Here is a 22,584-nt window from a genome sequence, read left to right as displayed (position 1 = left end):
TAGAACCAGGCGATACGCCAGAGCCACTGAGCTCGTTTCATAGATTTGGACCCGTTCCGCGGATCACCATTTCGGCCAGCGGCTCTTGAAGGTCGCACGAACAGGCCTGACACAAGACCGCGCTCGATCACATGCTCAAGGATCAAAAACTTCTTGCATCACGGGCGGCAACCACACAAGGCGTATCGTTCCTTTTGGAAGTTCTGGCAGGCTTGATCACCCGCCACGATACGCCGCCCTTTCAAACCCCGTCACCCATTTCCCGGCATAGCTCAGATTGATCTGCACGGTGACCTTGCAGGGATCATCTCGATAGCCCGCAAGGGCGAGGAACCGCTGGAAGCCAGCGATTTTAAAACCATGGTACTGAAGTTGGTAGCGGAGGAGGGACTTGAACCCCCGACACATGGATTATGATTCCACTGCTCTAACCAACTGAGCTACTCCGCCGAAGCCGAGACGGCAATTACGCAAGCTGCTCCACCCCGTCAAGGGGACAACGTGGTTTTTGCCCAGAAAGCCAACGCCGCCCGTCCCGGGGGCTGCACGCGCGTCTGCCACCCGCCGATTGCGGCGCTTCGGGGATACCCTCGACGCGGCGCGAAATTCGCCCCGAACACGCCGTGGGTCGCCGCCGCCACGTCGTCGGGACAGATCAGCAGATTGCTGAAGCTTCGCGCCGGTATGAACGCGGCGCTGTCGGCCTTCTACTTGCAGGGCGGGTGCGCCAGGGAGCCGGTCGCTCGCCGGATAGCTGCAACGCAGCCGCTTGCAATTTCCTGCCCGCAAGGCCCAGTGTGGCGCCAAAGATGACAGGAAACAGGAGGTCGCGCCGTGCTGGACAGGATCAGGGAAATCGTGGGGGGCGCCAATGTCTACCATGGCACAGACGTCGCGCGATGGTCGGCGGACTGGACCGGCAGCTACCACTGGCAGCCGCTGGCGGTGGTGCGCCCCGCCGATACCGCCGAAGTCTCGGCACTCATGCGCCTGGCCTTCGAGACCGGCACCCCCGTGGTGCCGGTGGGCGGCAATAGCGGGCTGGCCGGCGGAACGCGCGCCGACGGGGCGCTGATGCTGTCGCTGGAGCGCATGAACGCCATCCGCGAGATCCGCGCCCCGGCCCGGATCGCCGTCGTCGAGGCGGGCGTCGTCCCGTCGGCATTGCACGATGCCGCCGAGGCCGAGGGGCTGATCTTTCCGCTGACCTTCGGCGCCCGCGGCACGGCGATGATCGGCGGTTGCCTGTCGACCAACGCCGGCGGCTCGAACGTGCTGCGCTACGGCAACACCCGAGATCTGTGCCTGGGGCTGGAGGTGGTGCTGCCCGACGGCCGGGTGATGGACCTGATGAGCGAGTTGCACAAGGACAACGCCGGCTTCGACCTGCGCCACCTGATGATCGGCGCCGAGGGCACGCTGGGCATCATCACCGCCGCGGTGCTGAAACTCGCCCCCAGGCCCCGCGCCTATGCCACCGCGATGGTGGCGGCGCCGGGCCTCGACCAGGCCCTAGTGCTGCTCAACCGCCTGCAAGAGGCCACCGGCGGCACGGTCGAAGCCTTCGAATACATGCCCCGAAACTATATCGCGCAGCATGTCGCGCGCTTTGACGACGCGCGCGAGCCGTTCGACGCGCCGCACGATGTCAACATCCTCGTCGAGGTCGCAGCAACCGCCCCGCGCGATTGCACCCCCGGCCCGGACGGGCGCGTCCCGCTCACCGGCTACCTTGAGGACGTGCTCGAATCGCTGTTCGAAGACGGCACGCTTCTCGACGCAGTCGTCGCCCAGAACAACACCCAACGTGCCGAAATGTGGGCCCGGCGCGAAGCCGCCGCCGAGATCGCGCTCACCCGCCGGCCCATCGTCGTCACCGATATCGCCGTGCCGCTGGACAAGGTCGCCACCTTCCTTTCCCGCATCGAGGCGCGGCTGCCCGCGCTCGACCCCGGCGCCGAAAGCATCTCGGTCGCGCACCTCGGCGACGGCAACGTGCACTACACGGTCTGGCCGGCCACCGACAACCCCGCGGTGCATGATGCCATCAACGAGGCGGTCGAGGAAGAGGTGCTCAGCCTGGGCGGCAGCTTCTCGGCCGAGCACGGCATCGGCACCTCGAAACTGCCCTCGATGGCACGGCGCAAGAACCCGGTCGCGCTGGGCGCGATGCGCGCCATCAAGGCCGCGCTCGATCCGGCCGGCATCATGAACCCCGGCAAGGTGCTGCCGCCGGCGCCCGATTGACCCCGCGTGCCGCTTCATCTTTCCACAAGTACTCCGGGGGAGTCGCCGCAAGGCGACGGGGGCAGCGCCCCCACCCTCACCGCCAGCTGAAAAAGTCCGGCCCCGCCTGCGTCAGCAGGAACGCCGCCATCGCGCGCCCGATCCCGGCGCCGTCCTCGACAGGCCCGGTGCGGTCGTCGCTGATCACTTCCGACCCGTCCGGGCGCAGCACCTCGCCGCGCAGCCGCAGGCTGCCGCCGCTGACCTCGGCCAGTCCACCGATGGGCGTCTCGCACGACCCGTCGAGCCCGGCGAGGAACGCGCGCTCGGCCGCCAGAAGGCGCGCCGTGTCGGCATCGTGGATCGCCGCCAGCATGTCGCCGGCGCGGCTGTCGTCGCTACGCCGCTCGATGCCGATGGCCCCCTGCGCCACCGCCGGCAGCATGTCCTCGGGCGCGATGGGCGAACGCGCCACATGCGCCATGTCCAGCCGGTTGAGCCCCGCCATGGCCAGGAAAGTGGCGCTGGCCACCTCCTCGCGCAGCTTGCGCAGGCGGGTCTGCACGTTGCCGCGGAACTCGACCACCTCCAGGTGCGGGAAACGGTGCAGCAGTTGCGCGCGCCGGCGCAGGCTGGAACTTCCCACGCGGGCGCCCTCGGGCAACTCGGCCAGGCTGTCATGGGAAAGCGAGACGAAAGCGTCGCGCGCATCCTCGCGCGGCAGGTAGGTGTCCAGCGTCAGGCCGGGCGGTTGCGCCGACGGCATGTCCTTCATCGAATGCACGGCGATGTCGATCGCGCCCGACATCATCGCCTCCTCGATCTCCTTGGTGAACAGCCCCTTGCCGCCGATTTCCTTGAGGGGGCGGTCCTGCACCTTGTCGCCGGTCGTCTTGATGACGACGACTTCAAAGGCGTCCGGCGGCAGATCGAAGGCCGCCGACAGCCTGTCGCGGGTTTCATGGGCCTGGGCCAGCGCCAGCGGCGAGCCGCGCGTGCCGATCCTGAGCGGTTGGGCGGGGGTGGGCAGGTTGCTTTTCATGCCCGAAGCTGTAGTCGCGCCAGGTTGCCCTGACAAGCACCCCGGGCTTGACATCTTGTCGCCGCGAGGTGACCAAACGCCCAGGCAAAGGAACACATCATGGCAGACAAGAAAATCTTGCGGGCGCTTGCGGGCGAGGCACACAAGGTGCCGCCGATCTGGATGATGCGGCAGGCCGGGCGTTACCTGCCCGAATACCGCGCCACACGCGCGCAGGCCGGCGATTTCCTGTCGCTGTGCTATAACAGCGATCTGGCGACCGAGGTTTCGCTGCAACCGATCCGGCGCTACGGCTTCGACGCGGCGATCCTGTTCGCCGATATCCTGCTGGTACCGCAGGCACTTGGTGCCGATCTGTGGTTCGTCACCGGCGAAGGGCCGCGGCTGTCGACGATCACCACGCCGGCCGAACTCGACCGGCTCAAGCCCGCCGCCGACATCCACGAAACGCTTGCCCCGATCTACCAGACGGTGCGCAACCTGACGCAGGCGTTGCCGGGCGACGTGGCGCTGATCGGGTTCGCCGGCGCGCCGTGGACGGTGGCCACCTACATGATCGCCGGGCGCGGCACCCCCGACCAGGGGCCGGCGCACGCGCTCAAGCATGAAAACAGGGCGCTGTTCGAGGCCCTGCTGGAGCGCATCACCGAGGCCACCATCGAATACCTCTCGGCCCAGATCACGGCGGGCGCCGAAGTGGTCAAGCTGTTCGACAGTTGGGCGGGCTCGCTGAAAGGCGAGGATTTCGACAAATATGCCCGCGACCCCGCCGCGCGCATCATCACCGAACTCAAACGCCGCCATCCGGGCATCCCGGTGATCGCCTTTCCGCGCCAGGCAGGCGAGAAATACATCGGCTACGCCCGCGCCACCGGCGCCGACTGCGTCGGCGTCGATGAAACCGTCAGCCCCGAATGGGTGGCGCAGCACCTGCAACCCGATGGCTGCGTGCAGGGCAACCTCAAGTCCTCGCACATGGTGACCGGGGGCGATGCAATGATCGCCGAGACCCGCCACATCGTCGAGACGCTGCGCGGCGGGCCGCACATCTTCAACCTTGGCCATGGCATCACCCCGGATGCCGACCCCGACAACGTGCAACGCATGATCGACGCGATCCGCACCTGAGACGCAAGGCGCGAAGCGCCCGCAACGTCGGTTTCGCAGCCCGGGACGTTCATCTCGCGGGCGGCCCGGTGCGCCCTAAACCCACTTGGCCAGCGGTGGCAGGCTCATCAGCACCGCGTTGGCGTCGTGGCCGGTCTCCAACCCGAACTTGGTGCCCCGGTCGTAGACGAGGTTGTATTCGGCATAGAGCCCGCGATGCACCAGTTGCGCGTCGCGGTCGGCATCGGTCCACGGCGTGTCGCGCCGCGCCTCGGTGATGGGCAGGAACGCGGGCAGGAACGCGCGCCCCACGTCCTGGATGAAGGCGAAATCCGCCTGCCAGTCACCGCTGGTGTGATCGTCCAGGAAAATCCCCCCCACCCCGCGCGCGCGGTGACGGTGCGGGATGTAGAAATAATCGTCTGCCCAGGCCTTGAACCGGGGGTAGAATTCCGGGTCGTGGCGGTCGCAATGCTGTTTCTGGACGGCATGGAAATGCGCGGTGTCGTCCGCGTACTCGATGCACGGGTTCAGGTCCGACCCGCCGCCGAACCACCACGCGCCGGGGGTCCAGAACATGCGCGTGTTCATGTGCACCGCCGGGCAATGGGGGTTTTGCATGTGCGCCACCAGGCTGATGCCGCTGGCCCAGAAGCGCGGGTCGTCGGCCATGCCCGGCACCCCGCGCGCGGCCATTGCCGCTTGCGCCTTTTCGCCCAGGCGGCCGTAGACCTCGGACACGTTGACGCCGACCTTCTCGAACACGCGGCCGCCGCGCATCACGCTCATCAACCCGCCGCCCGCGTCGCTGCCATCCTCCGAGGCGCGGCGCGTCTCGCTGACCTCGAAGCGCCCTGCGGGCCTATCGGCGGTGGGCCCGCTCCGCTGGCTGTCCTCCAGCGCCTCGAAAGCGGCGATGATCTCGTCGCGCAAGGTGCGAAACCACGCGGCGGCGGCCTGCTTCTCGCTCAGCATGCTGGTGTCGTCGGTCACTCTCGTCTCCCTCGTGGCCTTTCTGGCGGCTCCTTGTAGCAACCCGCGCGCCGCCCGGCCAGTAGACAAGCCCTGCTCATGCCGGCACACCTCCGCTGCTTCTTCTGGCAAGAAATATCCACTGCGCAACGCCCCCCGGGTACGCGCCGCCAAGGCGTGCGCGCGCCTCAGTGCGCCGGCGCGCCGACCGGGTCCAGCAGGGTGCGCCCGCCATCCAGCGTCAAGACCTGCCCGGTCATGAAGCGCGACCCGTCACTGGCCAGGAATTGCACCGTATCGGCCAACTCGCGCGGCGAGGCGATGCGCCCCAGCGGCGTGTGTTCCTCGATATCGCCGCGGAACCCGGCATTGTCCTTGAGCGCGTCCTTGAGGCTGGCCGACATTACCGACCCGAACGCGACCGCATTGACCCGAATCCGGTACTCGGCCAGCGCCACCGCCAGCGAGCGCGTCATCTGTTCCAGCGCCGCGGTCGACACCGAATAGCCCAGCAACTCGGGGTTGGACCGCCGCGCGGCGATCGAGGACAGGTTCACGATGGTGCCCGTCGGGCCGCCATCGCGGCCCTTGCCCTGCTTGATCATGCGCTTGGCCACCGCCTGCGACAAACGCAGCGCGGTCATCAGGTTCTGCTGCAAAAGCATCTCGACCGCGTCCTTTTCCGGGTTCAGCGGATCGCCCGCCACCATCTGGCGCGAAGCGTTGACCAGCACGTCGACGCTGTCGAAGGCGTCGATCGTTGCCGACAACAGGTTGGCAATGGTCAGCTTCTGCCGCAAATCGCCGGCAAACCAGCGGAAATTGCGGTTGTCGTCGTTGGGGCCCAGTTCCGCCTTGAGGCGTGTCTCGTCCATGTCGGCAAACACGACGTTGGCGCCCTTGTCCACGAAATGGCGCCCGATCGCCAGGCCGATGCCGTTGGCGGCGCCGGTGACGATGGCGGTCTTGCCGGAGATAGTCAGGGACATGCGTGAGGCTCCGTTGATTCCCGAGCGCGCAGCATAGGCCAGTTCACCGCGCTTTGCGATACGGGCGCGCCGCCCAAAGCACCTTGAAGCGCGCGTCGCCCGACAATTCGGCCGTGCGCGCGAAACGGGCCGACAGCGCCGCCTCGTAAGGCAGATGCCGGTTGGCCACCATCCACAGCTGCCCGTGCGGGGCCAGCATCATTGCCGCGGCCGCGATAAAGGCGCGCCCCAGGTCGGCATCGGCGGCGCGGCCGGTATGAAAGGGTGGGTTCATCACAACCGCGTCGCAAGCGGTATCGGGGCGCCAGCGGGTGGCGTCAGCCCAGTGAAAGGCCGCGCGCGGGTCTTGCACGTTGAGGCGCGCGCATTCCAGCGCGTCGTGATCGGCCTCGACCAGATCCAGCCGTTCGACACCGCTGCACTGCACCAGCATCCTTCGCGCAAGATAGCCCCAGCCCGCCCCGGCATCGACCACATGGGCGCCAAGCCGTTCGGGCAGCGCATCCGCCAGCAGGGCCGAGGCCGGGTCCACCCCATCGGCAGAGAAAACCCCCGGTGCGGTGACATGGCCGCCCTCGACCGGTTCCGGGCCTGCGCTGGCCCAATCTGCAAAGACGTCGGCATCGGCGGTCAGCCAGATCGTCTTGCCATGTGCCTTGGAAAAGCTGCCCAGGATCGGACCCCGCTTGCGCACCTCGCGCAGGATCGAATCGATTCCGTCGGTTTTCTGCCCGTCGATGACCAGCAGACCCCCCCGGACAACCCGGGCGGCCTGAGCGATGAGCGCCCGCGCACGCGCCTTGGCGCGCGGCAACACCGCCACCGCCGCGCCGTAATCGACCCCCGCGCGCGGCGTCAGCCGTGTCGTCCAACCGGCGGCTTCCAGCGCGTCGGCGTCGGGGCGAAACCCGGTAATCAGGTCGCAATGCGCGCGCGGCAGGGCCGTCAGGTCCATCCCTGCGCGCGGCGCGAAGACGGCAACCGGCGCCCCGGCCGGCAAAGCCAGCCCGCCATCGGACAAGGCCAGCGACAGGCGCGAGCGGCTCACTATTCTTCCCGCTCCATCGTGCATTGCAGCGGATGCTGGTGGCGGCGCGCGAAATCCATCACCTGGGTGACCTTGGTTTCGGCAATCTCGTGGCTGAACACACCGACCACGGCGAGCCCCTTCTTGTGCACCGTCAGCATCACCTCGAAGGCCTGTGCATGGTTCATTCCGAAGAACCGCTCCAACACATGCACGACGAATTCCATCGGGGTGTAGTCGTCATTGAGAAGCAGCACCTTGTAAAGCGGCGGGCGCTTGGTCTTGCTGCGCGTCTCCAGTACCACCTCGCTGTCGCCGTTGCCGGCACCGCCGCCCTCGCCGCCGGACATCCTGTCATAGCGTAGTGTCATGGCTGCGTGTCCCGATGCATTTTTGTCTGAGCGCCTCTGCGCCTCTATATAACCTGTGACGGGGCAGAGAAAAGAGGGGCGGCCCGGCGCCACCGCACCGGCGGCGTGCAACTTGGGGCCGCAACTCCCCGCACCCCAAGATGTTGACAAAGCCCCCCGGAAGTGCCGATTTTCTTCATAAAAAGAGTGCATTGTGCCGCGCTCTTGATATGCTATCCTTATACGAACAGGCAAGAGCGGGCGAGACCGGAAAACCGGCCACCGCAGGGCATGAAGAGGCAGAGATCGTGACGGATCGGCGCAGGCAGCCGGCCTCCAACGGGCTGATGATTCTCATCGCGGCATGGCTGCTGCTGGTGAACGTCGGCGCCGCCTTGGGTGCCCCTTACGCGGCCATGGTGATGGATGCGCGCACCGGCGAGGTGCTGCATTCGCGCAATGCCGACACGCGGTTGCACCCGGCCTCACTGACCAAGATGATGACGCTCTACATCGTGTTCGAAGCGGTCGAACACGGCGAGATCGGCCTTGACGACATGGTGCGCATCTCGCGCAATGCCGCCTCGGAACCCCCTAGCAAGCTGGGCCTTCGCACCAACCAGCGGATCAAGCTGCGCTATCTGATCCGGGCGGCGGCGGTGAAATCGGCCAACGACGCCGCCACCGCGCTTGGCGAGGCGATCGAGGGTACCGAGGCCGCCTTCGCCCGCCGCATGAACCGCACCGCCAAGGCGCTCGGGATGACGCGCACGACGTTCAAGAACATGCACGGGCTGACCGAGAGTGGCCACCTTTCCACCGCGCGCGACATGACGATCATGGGCCGCCACATCCTCTACGACTACCCCGATTACTATAACTTGTTCTCGCGCATCACGGCCGATGCCGGCATCCGCCGCGTGCGCCATACCAACCGGCAGATGTTGTCCAGCTACCGGGGCGCCGACGGCATCAAGACCGGCTACACCCGCGCCGCCGGCTTCAACTTGGTCGCCTCGGCCCAGCGCGGCGGCAAGCGGGTCATCGCCACGGTGTTCGGCGGGCGTTCGACCGCGACGCGCAACGCGCGCGTGGCGGATCTGCTCGACATGGGGTTTTCCCGCGCGCCGACGCGCGTGGCGCTGCGCAAACCCGGAAGACCGCCCTACACCGCCGACAGCCGCCGCGCCGGCAAGACGATCCGCCTCGTCACCACGATTCAGCGCAGCCTCAGGCCGCGTGCGCGTCCCATCGCCAGCCCCCCCGCCACGGTCGTGGCCGCGGTGAAGAACGGCGTAGAGGACGTGCTGAGCGAGGTGGCCGTCGCCCAGGCGCCGGCAGACATGGTCACGCCCCGACCGCGCCCCGACGAGTTGGCGCCCGATACGGGCGACGCCATTGCCGTGGCCTCGGTGCGCACCGATCCACCCACGCCGGAGCGCGCGCAGGGGTCGGCCTCCGAGGGAGACAGCGATGCCGATGCGCGCGAGGTAGTCACGCGGATCAGCACTTCGGACGGGCGCGACTGGGGCATCAACCTGGGGCGCTTCGACACCCGCCACACAGCCCAGAAAGTGCTGCTGAAAACCGCGCTGCGCGAGATATCGACGCTGGAAGGCACGTTGCGCAAGGTGGTGCCACGCGGCGGCGGCTTCGACGCCATGTTCATGGGGCTCGATCGCGACTCGGCCGATCTGGCCTGTCGCCGCCTTCAGGCCCGCAAGGTCACCTGTTTCATGATGGCACCGGGATAGGGCGCTTTGCAACGACTGGCGCAACGCACCCCACAGGGCATTGCGCCGGATAGAGGAGTCACCAGACTGCGACCATAGGGCATGCGCCCGCCTGTTGGGCGTGCAGGCGCACGCGCGGGCCACATGTGGGCGGGGCGGGTGAACGTGATAGAACGCAACATCCTGTACGCACGCGGACCCCGGGCTCGCAAGAAATGCGCACCACCTGAGCGGTGATCCGTCATCCCCGGGCCTGACCGGGGATCTCCCGTGCACGGGGATCCTCGGGTCTGGCCCGAGGATGACAACCGCAGTCAAGCCCCGGTTCGCGTGGCGCGGCGTCACGGCTTGGGGTGGTCGTCCCACTCGTCGCTCAGAATGCGCCGACTGTCGCCCTCGGGGTCGTCGTACTGGTTGGACCTGATCGTGTAGATGAACCCCAAAAGCCCCACGCCCCCAAGCAGCAGGGATATCGGAATCAGGTAGACCAGGATGTTCATCGGTGCTTACCTCAGACGCAGGGCGTTCAACGACACCGTAATCGAAGACGCCGACATGGCCAAGGCCGCGATCAGCGGCGTCGCCAACCCGGCCACCGCCAGCGGCACCGCGACAATGTTGTAAACCGTCGCGATGCGGAAATTCTCGCGGATGCGCCGGATGGCCGAACGCGCGGTGTCCAGCGCCTGCGCCACCGGCGACAGATCGCCCCCCAGCAGCACAATATCCGAGGCCACCCGCGCCGCATCCAGCGCCGAGGCGGGCGAGATCGACACATGCGCCGCCGCCAGCGCCGCCGTATCGTTGAGCCCGTCGCCCACCATCAGAACGTACCGCCCTTCCTGCGCCAGTTGTTCGACCCTGGCGAGCTTGTCTTCCGGCAGCGCCTCGGCCAGCCAGTGGTCGATCCCCAGGCGGCGCGCCAGCGCCTCGACTGCGGCGCTCGAGTCGCCCGAAATCAGGATCACCCGCTTGCCCGCCTCGGTCAGGGCTTGCACGGCCTCCTCGGCGCCGGGGCGCAGGCGGTCGGTGAAGGTGAAGGCGCGCGGCGCCTCGCCAGCCACCGACAGCCACGCCGCGGTTTGCGTCGCGCCCTGCGCCGCCCCCACCCACGAGGCGCGCCCCAGCCGTACCTCGCGCCCCTGCCAGCGCCCGCTGGTGCCGTAGCCGGGCATCTCGGTCACCCCGGTCACCTCCGCCGGAGCGATCCCGGCCTCGCGCACCGCCTGTGTCAAGGCGCGTGCCAGCGGGTGCGACGATGCCTCCGCCAGCGCCAGCGCCACCTCCAGGTCTGTGCGCGCATGGTCGCCCAGGTTGGTCAGCTCGGGCGTGCCCTCGGTCAGGGTGCCGGTCTTGTCGAGCACCACCGTATCCACGGCGGCAAGGCGCTCCAGCGCGGTGGAATGCTTGATCAGCATGCCGCGCTTGAACAACCGCCCCGACGCGGCCGTGGTCACCGCCGGCACGGCCAGGCCCAGCGCGCAGGGGCAGGTGATGATCAGCACCGCCGCCGCGATGTTGAGCGCGGTACGAACGTCCCACGTATAGAGAAACCAGCCCACGAAGCTGAGCGCCGAAAGGATATGCACCCCCGGCGCATAGAGCTTGGCCGCCCGGTCGGCCAGCGACGTGTAGCGCGAGCGCCCCGATTCCGCGACCGCGACCAGATCGGCCATGCGGTGCAGCGAGGTGTCAGATCCCACGGCGGTGGCGCGCACCCGCAACGGGCCGGTAAGGTTGACCTCGCCGGCGCTGATGGCCTGCCCCGGCCCGGCGAATACCGGGACGGTTTCGCCGGTCAGCAGCGAGCGGTCGAGTTCCGACGTGCCCTCGACGATCTCGCCATCCACCGGCATCCGGCCGCCGGGGCGGACGGCCACGATGTCGCCCACGGCCAGTTCGGCGACCGGCACCTGCACCTCGTCCCCGTCGCGGATGACGAAGGCGCGCGGCACCTCCAGCGCCGCCAGCTCCTCGGCCGCCGAACGCGCGATGGCGCGCGTGCGGTGATCCAGGTAGCGCCCCGCCAGCAGGAAGAATGTCAGCGCCAGCGCCGCGTCGAAATAGGCGTGTTCCCCCGACAGCGATGTTTCCCACAGCGAGGTGACCACCGCCAGCACGATCGCCAGCGTGATCGGCACATCCATGTTGAGCTGCCCGTGGCGCAGCGCCGCCCAGGCGCTGCGATAGAATGGCTGCCCGGAAAAGGCGATCGTCGGCAGGGTGATCGCCGCCGAAATCCAGTGGAACATATCGCGCGTCGGCCCCTCGGCCCCCGACCAGACCGAGATCGACAGCAGCATCACGTTCATCGCCGCGAAACCGGCCACGGCCAGACGCATCAGCAAATCGCGCCCGGCCTTGTCGGTCTGCGTGGCGGCGATGGTGCCGGGGTCAAGCTCGTGCGCCTCGTAGCCGATGGCGTCGAGCGTCGCGATCAGCTCCTGTGCCGTGACGTGCGGCTCGGCATCGACCTGCGCGCGCTTCAGCGTCAGGTTCACCCGCGCGTCGCGCACCCCCGGATGCGCGTTGAGCGCGCGCTCGACCTTCGAGATGCAGGCCGAACAATGGATGGTGGGCAGCGACAGGGTAATGCGGGCGTCGCGCACGGCGGCGCGCCGTTCGGCCAGCGCCTCGGCGGCGGGCGCCGCCGAACAGGCGGGGCAGGCCGAAACGGGCGCGCGCGCGACGTCTGCCATGGCTTACCTTTTCACATGCAGATTGAACCGCTGCCGAAACGGCGTGCCGTCCGGCGCCGTGGCGCTCAGGTGTACCACCCATTTCCCGCCCGCCAGGTCCAGCCGTGCGACATAGGCGCCACCGTTGAATTGCAAATCCGGCGACTGGTCATGCGCCACCGTGGTGGACCGCCCCACCAACACTTCCACGTCGCGGGCCTCGACCGGCACGCCTTCGGCATCGGTGATGCGCATGACCATCATGCCGTCGGCGTGGTCGGCGCGCACGCTCCAGCCGAGCGCCTCCTGCGCCTCGCGGCGTTCGTCGAAGGTCTGGCTGGCGATGTAGCCATTGTTCGCCTCAAGCCCCGGGAAGGTCGCGAGCGCCGAATATGCCATGACCAGGTTCACCGTGACGATCACCCCGAAGGCGACCGTGAAACCGATGAAGACGTGGCGTCCGGTGATTTCCCTTTGCGCCATCAGTTACCCCTTCCGTTAAAAACGGTGTCCTTGTAGGCGCGATCGCCGTTGGCGGTATCCTCTATCCACAGGCGGATGTCGATGCTGTCGGCACGCGCCGCGTCCGAGCCGGCGGGCGCGGTGACATAGACCCGCTGTTGCGAGGTGCTGTCGGCGGGCACCGAAACCGAGCTGTAGGGCGTGCCTTCAAGCTGAACGAACAACTCGGGCTCGCCCGCCACGGCAAGCTTGATCTGCCGCGCCTCGCCGTGCTTGTTGCGCAGCCGCACGTCGTAGGTGTTGCGGATCGCGCCGTCGGACATGGTGACATAGATAGGGTTGCGCACCGGCGCCACCGTCAGCCCGATATCCGAGCGCACGAACAGCGCCACGACCAGGCCGATGCCGACCAGCGCCCAGAGCGTGGTATAAAGAACGGTGCGCGGGCGAAAGATGTGCTTCCACACCGGCTTGGGCGGCTTGCCCGCGCGTTCGCGTTCTTCGTCGGTCAGGGCCATGTAGTCGATCAGGCCACGCGGCTTGCCTATGCGTTCCATCACCTCGTCGCAGGCGTCGATGCACAGCGCGCAGGTAATGCACTCCATTTGCTGGCCGTCGCGAATGTCGATCCCCATCGGGCAGACATTGACGCAGGCCATGCAGTCTATGCAATCGCCCAGTTCCTCGGCGCCTTCGGCCTTGCGGTGCTTGCCGCGCGGCTCGCCGCGCCATTCGCGGTAGCCCACGACGAGGCTGTCCTCGTCCAGCATCGCCGCCTGGATGCGCGGCCACGGGCAGGCATAGATACAGATCTGTTCGCGCGCGAACCCGCCGAACACAAAGGTCGTCGCAGTCAGGATCAGCATGGTGATGTAGGCCACCGGGTGCGCCTGTAGCGTCACCAGGTCGCGCGCCAGGGTCGGCGCGTCGGCAAAATAGAACACCCAGGCGCCGCCTGTGCCCAACCCGATCAAAAGCCAGAGCGCCCATTTCGTCAGCCGCAGCCGCGCCTTGCGGAAATCCAGCTTTTCCTGCCGGTGCAGCCGAAGTTGCGCGTTGCGGTCGCCCTCGATCCAGCGTTCGACCAGCATGAACAGGTCGGTCCAGACCGTCTGCGGGCAGGTATAGCCGCACCACACGCGCCCCATGGCCGAGGTGAACAGGAACAGCCCCAGCCCCGCCATCACCAGCAGCCCGGCAATGAAATAGAACTCGTGTGGCCATATCTCGATCCAGAAGAAGAAGAACCGCCGGCTCGCCAGGTCGATCAGCACCGCCTGGTCCGGCAGTTCCGGGCCGCGGTCCCAGCGAATCCAGGGCGTCACATAGTAGATCCCCAGCGTGACGATCATGATCGCCCATTTCAGGTTGCGAAACTTGCCCGAGACACGGCGGGGGAAGATCGGCTCGCGCGCCTGGTAGAGGCTCGGCGCGGTTTCGGGTTCGGTGTTGGCCACAGATTCGCTCCGGGGTGAGTTCTCGGGATCACGCGTCTTGTCACAGGAATGGGCCCAAGAGGCTTTGACCTGAATCAAAAATGCATCTGTTATTCATCTAATACCAGTGCCACGCCCTTCAAACGCGGCAGGCCGACGCAGGGCTGCGGCCGTTTTCGACAGGCTTGACGCTACCTGCGATTTCGCAAAGGTGAGGAAAGGCGCACCGGCTCTCCAGGAAACGCGCGAACAGGACGGAGAGCCGGTGCTGCACCCATGGGGGCGTGCCCCCATGGGTATCTCGTGTCGCGGGCGGTGTTACTCGCCCCCGCCCAACTGGTGCACGTAGGTGGCCACGGCGCGAATCTCGGCCTCGGACAAGTCGGCCCCGCCCATGGGCGGCATGATACCGAAGCGTGCATTCACCACCGTTTCCTTGACCGTTTGATAATCGCCACCATAGAGCCAGATCGCGTCGGTCAGGTTCGGCGCGCCCTGGAACTGGTCGCCGGTGCCGTCCTCAAGGTGACAGGCGACGCAGTTGATCTCGTAGACCTCGGCGCTCGCCTCGACCAGCGACGGATCCTTCGGCTCGTAACTGGGCGAAAGGCTCATCACGTAGTTGACGACCTGTTCCACCTCTTCGGGCGGCAGGATTTCCCCGAAGGCGGGCATCTGGGACCAGCGCGCGTCGGGGTCTTCCTCGTTGCGGATGCCGTGCGCGATGGTCGTATGGATGTCCTCGATCGTGCCACCCCAGAGCCAGGCGTCGTCCAGCAGGTTGGGATAACCACCCGCCTGCACGCCTGCGGCGCCCGACCCGTGGCATTGCGCGCACCAGGTCTTGAACACCGCCGCGCCGGCATCGGCGGCGTAGCTGCTCAACTCCGGATCGTCGGTGATCGCGGTCAGTTCCACCGAGGCCAGCCGCTCGTTGATCGCGGCGTTGGCCTGTTCGGCCTGCGCGATCTCGGCGGCGACATTGGCCCGCGTCGACCAGCCCAGCAGGCCGGGCGTGGCCGACTTGATGCCGGGCCATGCCGGGTAGGCGATGGTGTAGAGGATGGCCCAGACGATGGTGATGTAGAAGGTCCACAGCCACCACCGCGGCAGCGGCGTGTTGAGTTCCTTGATGCCGTCCCACTCGTGGCCGGTCGTCTCGTACTCTTCTTTCTTCTTCTGCGGTTGTTTTGCCATTGTCCTCACGCCTCCTTGGCGTCGTCCGCGCGATCCGGCGCAGGCTTGTCTTCATTGCGAAGCGGCGTGCTCGCGTAGTGCTCGTAAGTTGCCGACGCGCCGGGCCGGAAAACCCAGATCACGACGCCGATGAAGAACACGAACATGCCAAGCAGGCCCCAACTGTCGGCAAACTGTCTGAGTGCGGAATAGGTTTCCATTGCGTTCCCCTTTCCTCAGCGGCTTGCGTCAGGCGTGAAGGTCGAGAAATCGACCAACGTACCCAGCATTTGCAGATAAGCGATCAGCGCATCCATCTCGGAAATGCCCGGCTCGCCATCAAAGTTGCGCACCTGCGCCTTGGGATAGCGCTCCATCAGCCCGTCGACACCATCCGCATAGGGATCGATCTGCGCCTCGAAATCGGCCCTGGCGTTCTCGATCATCGCGTCGGTGTAAGGCACGCCAACCATCCGGTCGGTTCGCAGGCGATCCTCGATGTACTCGGGCTCGATCAGCCGGTTCTTGAGGAAGCCGTATTTCGGCATCACGGATTCGGGCACCACGGCCTGCGGGTCCGTCAGGTGATCGACGTGCCAGGTGTCCGAGTAGCGCCCGCCGACACGGGCCAGGTCGGGCCCGGTGCGCTTCGACCCCCACTGGAACGGGTGGTCGTACTGCGACTCCGCCGCCAGGCTGTAATGGCCGTAGCGTTCCACCTCGTCGCGCATCGGCCGGATCATCTGGCTGTGGCAGACGTAGCAGCCCTCGCGGATATAGATGTCGCGCCCGGTCAGCTCCAGCGGGGAATAGGGGCGCATGCCCTCGACATCCTCGATCGTGTTTTCCAGCCAGAACAGCGGGGCGATCTGTACGATCCCCCCGACCGTCACGACGAGGAAGGCGAAGATCGCGAGAAGTGTGATGTTCTTCTCGAGAATCTTGTGTTTTTCCAGAATTGCCATCTCTCCGGCCCTCCTTATTCAGCCGGAACTGTGCTGTTCGTGGCCTCGACGGCCGGCGAACGCTTCACAGTCATGACCAGATTGTAACACATGATGATGGCACCGCCGAGGTAGAGCACCCCGCCCAGACCGCGCACCACGTACATCGGGAACTTGGCGGCGACGGTGTCGGCAAAGGCGTTCACGAGGAAGCCGTTGGCGTCCACTTCGCGCCACATCAGACCCTCCATGATGCCGGTCACCCACATGGATGCCGCGTAGAGAATGATGCCGATGGTGGCGAGCCAGAAGTGCCAGCTGACCAGCCGCAGGCTGTAGAGCGCCTCGCGGTTCCACAGGCGCGGCACCAGGAAGTAGAGCGCGCCGAAGGTGATCATGCCGTTCCAGCCAAGCGCGCCGGAATGCACGTGCCCGATCGTCCAGTCGGTGTAGTGGCTCAGAGAGTTCACCGCGCGGATCGACATCATCGGCCCTTCGAAAGTGGACATGCCGTAGAAACCCACGGCGATCACCATCATCCGGATCACCGGGTCGGTGCGCAGCTTGTCCCATGCCCCCGACAGCGTCATCAGACCGTTGATCATCCCGCCCCAGGACGGCATCCACAGCACGATCGAGAACACCATGCCCAGCGTCGAGGCCCAGTCGGGCAGCGCCGTGTAGTGCAGGTGGTGCGGACCGGCCCAGATATAGATGAAGATCAGCGCCCAGAAGTGGATGATGCTGAGCTTGTAGCTGTAGATCGGCCGCTCGGCCTGTTTCGGCACGAAGTAATACATCATGCCCAGGAACCCGGCAGTCAGGAAGAAACCCACCGCGTTGTGGCCGTACCACCATTGCGTCATCGCGTCCTGCACACCCGAGAACAGCGAGACCGACTTCGACCCGAAAATCGACACCGGAATGCTCAGGTTGTTGACGACATGCAGCATCGCCACCGTGATGATGAAAGACAGGTAGAACCAGTTGGCGACGTAGATATGCGGCTCTCTCCGCTTCACGATGGTGCCCAGGAACACCGCCAGGTAAGCCACCCAGACGATGGTCAGCCACCAGTCGGTCAGCCATTCCGGCTCGGCGTATTCCCTGGATTGCGTGGCGCCCAGCAGGTAACCCGTAGCCGCCAGCACGATCACCAGTTGGTAGCCCCAGAACACGAACCACGCAAGGTTGCCGCCCCACAGCCGCGCCGCCGAAGTGCGTTGCACCACGTAGAACGAGGTCGCGATCAGCGCGTTGCCGCCAAACGCGAAAATCACCGCCGAGGTGTGCAGCGGCCGCAGACGGCCGAAATTCGCATAGCCTTGCGCCCACTCGAAGTTGAGCTGCGGAAAGGCCAACTGGAATGCGATCGTCACCCCGACCAGGAACCCGACGATGGCCCACATTGCCGTGGCGATGACGCCCGCGCGCACCACGCCATCCATGTATTGCCCGGACAAGTCCACCTCGGCTGACGGCTCGTCGGTGTGGCGAAGCGTCCAAAGAAAGAGGCCACCGGCGACCAGCGCCACCGTCAGCGCGTTCACCAGGTAGGCCAGATCGCGCGCGTAATTGGCGGCGATCAACGCTAGAAGCGTGACCAAGCCAAGCGCAATCAGCTTGATGTAGTTACCCATTTTTTTGCGTCCCTTCGTCTGATCCTTGCGCGAGTCGGAATAATTCGCGTTTCACAGTTTAGATCATGGCACGTAATGAACACACTGACGAATTGTCGCTTTGATCTGCATCAAAACTGCTGCACGGGTTTCTTGACTCGTGTCAAAGTCACCGCGACAGGATGCCGCTAACGTGCGGTCATCCCCACCCCCAGCGGGCAGACCCGAAGGAGAACGAAATGGAATTCAAATCACTACTGACAGTACTCACCGACATGGCCCTCGCCGACGGCGTGCTTGACCAGGGCGTGGCCCTGGCCGAGGCCAACCAGGCGCATTTCGACGTGATGTGCATGGGCGTCGACCGCAGCCAGACGGGCTATTACTACGCCGGCGCCAACGCCATGGTCCTTCAGGAAACCATCACCCGCGCACAGGAAGAAGCGCGCGAGATAGAAGAGGCGGTGAAGAAGCGCCTCGGCGCCTCCGGTGTCTGGTGGAGCGCCGACAGCGGCGTCGCACAGATCGCCGACATGGGCCGCCACGTGGCCGCGCGGGCGCGGTTTTCGGATCTGGTGATCCTGCCGCAACCCTATGGCGAGGGCCGCGGCGCCGAGCTGGAGCCGATCGTCGAATCGGCCATGTTCGAGGGCCAGGCGCCGGTCCTGGTCGTGCCCGACGATGCCAAGCCGCTGGTCCGCCCGCGGCAGATCGTACTGGGTTGGAACGAAAGCGCCGAGGCACTGTCGGCGGCCCGCGCTGCCATGCCCTTCCTGCAGGCGGCGGAAACGGTGCGCGTGGTGGTCATCGACCCGCCCGCACACGGGCCCAACCGCTCCGATCCGGGCGGGCAGTTGTCGCAATACCTCGCCCGCCACGGCGTGCGCCCGGAAATCGACGTGCTGTCGAAGACCATGCCGCGCGTCTCGGACGTGCTGATGCGCCACGCCACCGACACCGAATCGGACCTGGTCGTGATGGGCGCCTACGGGCATTCGCGCTTCCGCGAGGCGATCCTGGGCGGCGCCACGCGCAACATGCTCGAACAGGCGACGCTGCCGGTGTTCATGGCGCACTAGCAAGGTGGATTCGACGTCCACTTCATCAGGTTTCGGTGTGACCGCAGGTTCGCAAGCGATCCGGGGCCGTGATGATCAATGTTGCGCATTATGGATTCGGGTGACCAGGACGCATTGCGCTCGGTTGACCGCATCTGAACCGTGTCAATAGCCGGGCGCCCGCCCGCCTGGGGCAACCATGTTGTCAGGCGGGCGGGCGCGCGGCGCCGGCCGGGCGCCATGCGCTCAACGTCCATCAGCATCCCCCGACACCAACGTCATCCTCGAGCCCGACCCGAGGATCTCCACCCGCAACAAGGGCGTCATCCTCGGGCGCGACCCGAGGATCTCCGATCGCACGGGGTCCCCTTGCGGCCCTCCGGCTCCGCGCGGCGCACGTCACGGGCTGTAACCTGCCCCGCGGTCGACCGTCCGGCCTGTTAACCTGCGCGGAATCGACAAGAATACCGACGCGATACCGACGGTTTACCGCCGCGATACATACAGGGATTTTGCTTGTTAACCATGGGCTTGGCGCCGATTCGGCCGCCTCAGGCCAGCATGCCGCCGTCGCAATCGTCACCCGCCTCGTTCATCAGGCGGTCGAAATCCGGCACCGTCACGTGGCGCTTGCCGCTCAGTTCGATCACGCCATCGCGCTTGAGCGCCGATATCTGCCGGCTGACGGTCTCCAGCGTCAGGCCAAGGTAGTCGGACATCGCCTCGCGCGTCAGCGGCAGGTCGAACACCATCGGCCCGTCGCTGCCGCGCAGGTTCAGCGAGGCGTCGCGCCGGGCGATGATCGACAGCAGGCTGGCGATCTTCTCGCGTGCCGTCTTGCGGCCCAGAACCAGCATCCACTCGCGCGCCGCGTCCAGCTCATCAAGCGTCATTTCCAGCAATCGCTGCGCGATATGCGGGGTCGAGACCATCATCGCCTCGAACGGCTTCTTGCGGAAACAGCACATCGTCAGGTCGGTGGTCGCAACCACGTCATATGCGGCCCCGTCGCGGCCGGGGCGGCCGACGAAATCACTGGGCAGCAGCAGGCCCACCATCTGGGTACGTCCGTCTTCCATCGTCTGCGTCAGCGTCGCGATCCCCGACACCACCGAACCGACGAAATCCATGCGGTCGCCGGCCCAGATCACTGTCTGGCCGGCCTCGAAGCTGCGATAATACTTGATTTCTTCCATCCGCGCCAACTCGTCGGTCTCGCAGCGGGCGCATACGGCGCGGTGGCGGATGGGGCAGTCTTCACAATCTTGCGAGGCCGTAGCAATTTGTTCGGTGATCATCATTCTCTTCGCGCGCTTGATCTGGGTCAAGGAATGTCCCCAAGCCCTTGGCTAAGCGTATGCACATGGAGACCAAAACACAACTCGCAAAGCTGGGGCTGTTTGACGCGAAGGTGCCGCGCTACACCAGCTACCCGACTGCGCCGCATTTCTCGCACGACGTGGGGGCGGCCCATTTCTCCGACTGGGTCGGGGCGATCCCGGCCGGCGCCGATATCTCGCTCTACCTGCATATACCGTTCTGCCGGCGGTTGTGCTGGTTCTGCGCCTGCCGCACGCAAGGCACGCAATCGCAGGCGCCGGTGGCCGCTTATCTGGAAACTCTCAAGACCGAACTGGCGATGCTGGGGCGTTCCCTCCCCGACGGCGTGCGCCTCTCCCGCCTGCACTGGGGCGGGGGCACGCCCACCCTTTTGTCCGCCGGCATGATTCGCGATCTCGCCGGCGCCGTGGCCGAGATCGCCCCGTTTTCCGACCACTACGAGTTCTCGGTCGAGATCGACCCCAACGAGGTCGAAGAGGACCGGCTCGCCGCGCTGGCGGCGGCGGGGATGAACCGCGCCTCGGTCGGGGTGCAGGATTTCAACGAGGAAATTCAGCACTCCATCGGGCGGCTGCAAAGCTACGAAGTCACCCGCGACACGATCGAGGCGATCCGCGCCCACGGCGTGCACAGCTTGAACGCCGACATCCTATACGGGCTGCCGCATCAGTCGGGCGCGCGCATCACCGAAAGCGTGCAAAAGCTGCTGTCACTCAACCCCGACCGCGTCGCGCTTTACGGCTACGCGCATGTGCCGTGGATGGCCAAGCGGCAGCAACTGATCCCGTCGGATGCCCTGCCCACCCCGCAGGAGCGGCTGGAATTGTTCGAGACCGCACGCAAGCTGTTCCTGTGGGACAATTACGCCGAGATCGGGATCGACCATTTCGCCACCCCATCCGACGGGCTGACCGTGGCGCAGAAGGCCGGGCAGTTGCGCCGCAACTTCCAGGGCTACACCGATGATCCGGCCGAGGTGCTAATCGGGCTGGGCGCCTCGTCGATCTCGCGGTTTCCGCAGGGCTATGCCCAGAACGCCCCGGCCACCGGCGCCTATACCGGGCGTATCCGTGAGGGGCTGTTCGCCACGACCAAGGGTCATTCCTTCACCGCCGAGGATCACATGCGCGGCCGCATGATCGAGGCGCTGATGTGCGATTTCCGCATCGACGCGGCCGAGATCGCCGAGCGGTTCGCAGTACCGCAAGCGCAGGTGGCGGAGATGTTCGAGGAAACCGCCCGCGCCTTCCCCGACGTGCTGGACGTGACGCCCGAGCGCCTGTTCATTCCACCCGAGGCGCGGGCGCTGACGCGGATGGTCGCGCGTAGCTTCGACGCCTACGAGCTTAGCAAGGCCGGTCACAGTTCAGCCATCTGAGGCTGGCCGCCCCTTGCCGCCGCCGCCTGCTGGCACGCTGGCACGCTGCCGCGGGGGCCATGAAATGCGTATCGTCACGTTCAACGTCCAGAACATGCGCCTGCGCCGCGACGGGCGCGGGCACGCCACGCTTGACGGGGCGCGCGATGCCGACGTGCCCGAGGACGCCGCCGAAGGGGCCGTCGCGCTCGACCCCGCGGACCGGCGCCTCACGGCCACGGTGCTGGCCCGCGCCGACGCGGATATCGTCGCCTTGCAAGAGGTTTTCGATCAGGACACGCTGGACCATTTCCACGACCGCTACCTGGTCCCGGCGGGCGCCGCACCCTACCCCGTGCGCCACTGCCTGCCCGGCAATGACGGGCGCGGGCTGGACGTGGCGGTGATGAGCCGCCGCCCCCTGGACACGGTCATCTCGCATGCTGACGCCACACCGCGCGGCCTTGGTGTCGAGCCGCCCGACGGCATCGACCCCGACCAGCGCGTGTTTCGGCGCGACTGCCTGGTGGTGCAGGTGGGCGCGCTGTGGCTGTTCATCGTGCACCTGAAGGCCCCGTACCCCGATCCGTGCGCCGTCTGGCCGGTGCGCCGCGCCGAGGCGCAGGCGCTGCGCGCATTGGTGGCTCGCCACGTCGGGGCGCCCGCGCGGGTGCCCTGGCTGATCCTCGGCGACCTTAACGAACCGGCGCGGGAAAACCACCGCAATCGCGCCATCGCACCGATCCTGCCGCCGTTCAGCGTTGACCTGATGGCCCGCCTGCCCGCGCAAGACCGCTGGTCATGGTACGAGCCGCACGAGCGACTCTACGGCCGCCCCGACGCGATGCTGGCCAGCCCGGTGCTGGCAGACCGCTTTGCCGACGCGGTACCACGCATCATCCGCGCCGGCATGGGCGCCGAGGTCGCGCGCGCCTCCGGCCCGCGCCTGCCGGGCGTGGGCCGCCACCGCCCCCATGCCAGCGACCATGCCGCCGTGGCGATCGACCTGTCGGATCTGCCCCGCGGCGGTGTTGCCGGGCAATGAGGATGGCCGGCGCGGTGCGTTC

General features: G+C 66.6%; 20 protein-coding genes and 1 tRNA gene. 6 read left to right on the top strand and 15 right to left on the bottom strand.

The window, feature by feature from the left end; genetic code table 11:
• Positions 1 to 373: 373 nt before the first annotated feature.
• Positions 374 to 450, bottom strand: a tRNA-Met gene (locus Q0L89_RS07090).
• A 384-nt stretch (positions 451 to 834) separates the two neighbouring features.
• Here Q0L89_RS07090 and Q0L89_RS07085 point away from each other — a divergent pair.
• The gene (locus Q0L89_RS07085) at positions 835 to 2,247 is read left to right on the top strand and encodes an FAD-binding oxidoreductase (protein ID WP_296763454.1); all 1,413 of its coding nucleotides are present in this window, start codon (positions 835 to 837) and stop codon (positions 2,245 to 2,247) included.
• A 76-nt stretch (positions 2,248 to 2,323) separates the two neighbouring features.
• On the opposite strand, the gene hemC is transcribed toward Q0L89_RS07085, so the two are convergent.
• Positions 2,324 to 3,268 carry a hydroxymethylbilane synthase gene (gene hemC / locus Q0L89_RS07080; RefSeq protein ID WP_296763453.1) on the bottom strand — a complete coding sequence of 315 codons (945 nt, stop codon included), beginning with the start codon at positions 3,266 to 3,268 and terminating at the stop codon, positions 2,324 to 2,326.
• Positions 3,269 to 3,367: 99 nt separating this feature from the next.
• Between hemC and hemE the strand changes: the two genes are divergently transcribed.
• Positions 3,368 to 4,396 carry a uroporphyrinogen decarboxylase gene (gene hemE, locus Q0L89_RS07075; protein WP_296763452.1) on the top strand — a complete coding sequence of 343 codons (1,029 nt, stop codon included), beginning with the start codon at positions 3,368 to 3,370 and terminating at the stop codon, positions 4,394 to 4,396.
• Between the two features lie 75 nt (positions 4,397 to 4,471).
• Here the strand turns inward: hemE and hemF are convergent, their stop codons facing one another.
• The 4 genes from hemF to clpS all read right to left on the bottom strand — a co-directional run bounded on the left by hemF (position 4,472) and on the right by clpS (position 7,734).
• Positions 4,472 to 5,350, bottom strand: coding sequence for an oxygen-dependent coproporphyrinogen oxidase (gene hemF / locus Q0L89_RS07070; protein ID WP_296763457.1), 879 nt, complete (start codon positions 5,348 to 5,350; stop codon positions 4,472 to 4,474).
• A 185-nt stretch (positions 5,351 to 5,535) separates the two neighbouring features.
• Positions 5,536 to 6,336, bottom strand: a complete 801-nt coding sequence (locus tag Q0L89_RS07065) for an SDR family oxidoreductase (protein ID WP_296763451.1) — start codon at positions 6,334 to 6,336, stop codon at positions 5,536 to 5,538.
• A gap of 43 nt (positions 6,337 to 6,379) precedes the next feature.
• Positions 6,380 to 7,384: a methyltransferase gene (locus Q0L89_RS07060; protein ID WP_296763450.1), complete on the bottom strand. Its 1,005-nt coding sequence runs from the start codon at positions 7,382 to 7,384 to the stop codon at positions 6,380 to 6,382.
• A complete protein-coding gene (gene clpS, locus Q0L89_RS07055; RefSeq protein WP_296763449.1) occupies positions 7,384 to 7,734 on the bottom strand; it encodes an ATP-dependent Clp protease adapter ClpS in 351 nt (116 codons plus the stop codon). Before clpS ends, Q0L89_RS07060 begins: the two co-directional genes overlap by 1 nt.
• Before the next feature lie 326 nt (positions 7,735 to 8,060).
• On the opposite strand from clpS, the gene Q0L89_RS07050 reads away from it, so the two are divergent.
• Entirely contained in the window at positions 8,061 to 9,467 is a 1,407-nt protein-coding gene (locus Q0L89_RS07050) for a D-alanyl-D-alanine carboxypeptidase family protein (protein WP_296763456.1), read from the top strand.
• A 320-nt stretch (positions 9,468 to 9,787) separates the two neighbouring features.
• Here the strand turns inward: Q0L89_RS07050 and ccoS are convergent, their stop codons facing one another.
• The 8 genes from ccoS to ccoN form a co-directional block, all read right to left on the bottom strand.
• Complete coding sequence (gene ccoS, locus Q0L89_RS07045) at positions 9,788 to 9,946, bottom strand: cbb3-type cytochrome oxidase assembly protein CcoS (protein ID WP_296763448.1); 159 nt, start codon at positions 9,944 to 9,946, stop codon at positions 9,788 to 9,790.
• A gap of 6 nt (positions 9,947 to 9,952) precedes the next feature.
• The gene (locus Q0L89_RS07040; protein WP_296763447.1) at positions 9,953 to 12,145 is read right to left on the bottom strand and encodes a cation-translocating P-type ATPase; all 2,193 of its coding nucleotides are present in this window, start codon (positions 12,143 to 12,145) and stop codon (positions 9,953 to 9,955) included.
• A 3-nt stretch (positions 12,146 to 12,148) separates the two neighbouring features.
• On the bottom strand, positions 12,149 to 12,607 hold the full coding sequence (locus Q0L89_RS07035; RefSeq protein WP_296763446.1) for a FixH family protein: 459 nt from the start codon (positions 12,605 to 12,607) through the stop codon (positions 12,149 to 12,151).
• Positions 12,607 to 14,043, bottom strand: a complete 1,437-nt coding sequence (gene ccoG, locus Q0L89_RS07030) for a cytochrome c oxidase accessory protein CcoG (protein WP_296763445.1) — start codon at positions 14,041 to 14,043, stop codon at positions 12,607 to 12,609. Before ccoG ends, Q0L89_RS07035 begins: the two co-directional genes overlap by 1 nt.
• Before the next feature lie 297 nt (positions 14,044 to 14,340).
• On the bottom strand, positions 14,341 to 15,219 hold the full coding sequence (ccoP, locus tag Q0L89_RS07025) for a cytochrome-c oxidase, cbb3-type subunit III (RefSeq protein ID WP_296763444.1): 879 nt from the start codon (positions 15,217 to 15,219) through the stop codon (positions 14,341 to 14,343).
• A gap of 5 nt (positions 15,220 to 15,224) precedes the next feature.
• Entirely contained in the window at positions 15,225 to 15,419 is a 195-nt protein-coding gene (locus Q0L89_RS07020) for a cbb3-type cytochrome c oxidase subunit 3 (RefSeq protein ID WP_296763443.1), read from the bottom strand.
• Between the two features lie 15 nt (positions 15,420 to 15,434).
• Positions 15,435 to 16,163 carry a cytochrome-c oxidase, cbb3-type subunit II gene (gene ccoO, locus Q0L89_RS07015; protein WP_296763442.1) on the bottom strand — a complete coding sequence of 243 codons (729 nt, stop codon included), beginning with the start codon at positions 16,161 to 16,163 and terminating at the stop codon, positions 15,435 to 15,437.
• Between the two features lie 14 nt (positions 16,164 to 16,177).
• Positions 16,178 to 17,782, bottom strand: coding sequence for a cytochrome-c oxidase, cbb3-type subunit I (gene ccoN / locus Q0L89_RS07010; RefSeq protein WP_296763441.1), 1,605 nt, complete (start codon positions 17,780 to 17,782; stop codon positions 16,178 to 16,180).
• A gap of 218 nt (positions 17,783 to 18,000) precedes the next feature.
• Between ccoN and Q0L89_RS07005 the strand changes: the two genes are divergently transcribed.
• Positions 18,001 to 18,840 (top strand): universal stress protein, encoded by an 840-nt coding sequence (locus Q0L89_RS07005; protein ID WP_296763440.1) that lies wholly within the window; start codon positions 18,001 to 18,003, stop codon positions 18,838 to 18,840.
• 530 nt (positions 18,841 to 19,370) lie between these two features.
• Here Q0L89_RS07005 and fnrL read toward each other — a convergent pair.
• The gene (fnrL, locus tag Q0L89_RS07000) at positions 19,371 to 20,117 is read right to left on the bottom strand and encodes a transcriptional regulator FnrL (RefSeq protein ID WP_296763439.1); all 747 of its coding nucleotides are present in this window, start codon (positions 20,115 to 20,117) and stop codon (positions 19,371 to 19,373) included.
• Between the two features lie 65 nt (positions 20,118 to 20,182).
• Here fnrL and hemN point away from each other — a divergent pair, with 65 nt between their 5' ends.
• Positions 20,183 to 21,538 carry an oxygen-independent coproporphyrinogen III oxidase gene (hemN, locus tag Q0L89_RS06995; protein ID WP_296763438.1) on the top strand — a complete coding sequence of 452 codons (1,356 nt, stop codon included), beginning with the start codon at positions 20,183 to 20,185 and terminating at the stop codon, positions 21,536 to 21,538.
• A 64-nt stretch (positions 21,539 to 21,602) separates the two neighbouring features.
• On the top strand, positions 21,603 to 22,562 hold the full coding sequence (locus tag Q0L89_RS06990; RefSeq protein ID WP_296763437.1) for an endonuclease/exonuclease/phosphatase family protein: 960 nt from the start codon (positions 21,603 to 21,605) through the stop codon (positions 22,560 to 22,562).
• The last annotated feature ends 22 nt before the right edge of the window (positions 22,563 to 22,584 follow it).

It is taken from the genome of Sediminimonas sp., from assembly GCF_024637375.1.
GTDB lineage: Bacteria > Pseudomonadota > Alphaproteobacteria > Rhodobacterales > Rhodobacteraceae > Sediminimonas.
This window is presented reverse-complemented; position numbering and strand designations above follow the sequence as displayed.

Excerpts from the sequence above, each read along its gene's own strand:
- hemC (WP_296763453.1), bottom strand. The coding sequence starts at position 3,268 with ATGAAAAGCAACCTGCCCACCCCCGCCCAACCGCTCAGGATCGGCACG.
- hemE (WP_296763452.1), top strand. The coding sequence starts at position 3,368 with ATGGCAGACAAGAAAATCTTGCGGGCGCTTGCGGGCGAGGCACACAAG.
- hemF (WP_296763457.1), bottom strand. The coding sequence starts at position 5,350 with ATGCTGAGCGAGAAGCAGGCCGCCGCCGCGTGGTTTCGCACCTTGCGC.
- Q0L89_RS07065 (WP_296763451.1), bottom strand. The coding sequence starts at position 6,336 with ATGTCCCTGACTATCTCCGGCAAGACCGCCATCGTCACCGGCGCCGCC.
- clpS (WP_296763449.1), bottom strand. The coding sequence starts at position 7,734 with ATGACACTACGCTATGACAGGATGTCCGGCGGCGAGGGCGGCGGTGCC.
- Q0L89_RS07050 (WP_296763456.1), top strand. The coding sequence starts at position 8,061 with ATGATTCTCATCGCGGCATGGCTGCTGCTGGTGAACGTCGGCGCCGCC.
- ccoS (WP_296763448.1), bottom strand. The coding sequence starts at position 9,946 with ATGAACATCCTGGTCTACCTGATTCCGATATCCCTGCTGCTTGGGGGC.
- Q0L89_RS07040 (WP_296763447.1), bottom strand. The coding sequence starts at position 12,145 with ATGGCAGACGTCGCGCGCGCGCCCGTTTCGGCCTGCCCCGCCTGTTCG.
- Q0L89_RS07035 (WP_296763446.1), bottom strand. The coding sequence starts at position 12,607 with ATGGCGCAAAGGGAAATCACCGGACGCCACGTCTTCATCGGTTTCACG.
- ccoP (WP_296763444.1), bottom strand. The coding sequence starts at position 15,219 with ATGGCAAAACAACCGCAGAAGAAGAAAGAAGAGTACGAGACGACCGGC.
- Q0L89_RS07020 (WP_296763443.1), bottom strand. The coding sequence starts at position 15,419 with ATGGAAACCTATTCCGCACTCAGACAGTTTGCCGACAGTTGGGGCCTG.
- ccoO (WP_296763442.1), bottom strand. The coding sequence starts at position 16,163 with ATGGCAATTCTGGAAAAACACAAGATTCTCGAGAAGAACATCACACTT.
- ccoN (WP_296763441.1), bottom strand. The coding sequence starts at position 17,782 with ATGGGTAACTACATCAAGCTGATTGCGCTTGGCTTGGTCACGCTTCTA.
- Q0L89_RS07005 (WP_296763440.1), top strand. The coding sequence starts at position 18,001 with ATGGAATTCAAATCACTACTGACAGTACTCACCGACATGGCCCTCGCC.
- fnrL (WP_296763439.1), bottom strand. The coding sequence starts at position 20,117 with ATGATCACCGAACAAATTGCTACGGCCTCGCAAGATTGTGAAGACTGC.
- hemN (WP_296763438.1), top strand. The coding sequence starts at position 20,183 with ATGGAGACCAAAACACAACTCGCAAAGCTGGGGCTGTTTGACGCGAAG.
- Q0L89_RS06990 (WP_296763437.1), top strand. The coding sequence starts at position 21,603 with ATGCGTATCGTCACGTTCAACGTCCAGAACATGCGCCTGCGCCGCGAC.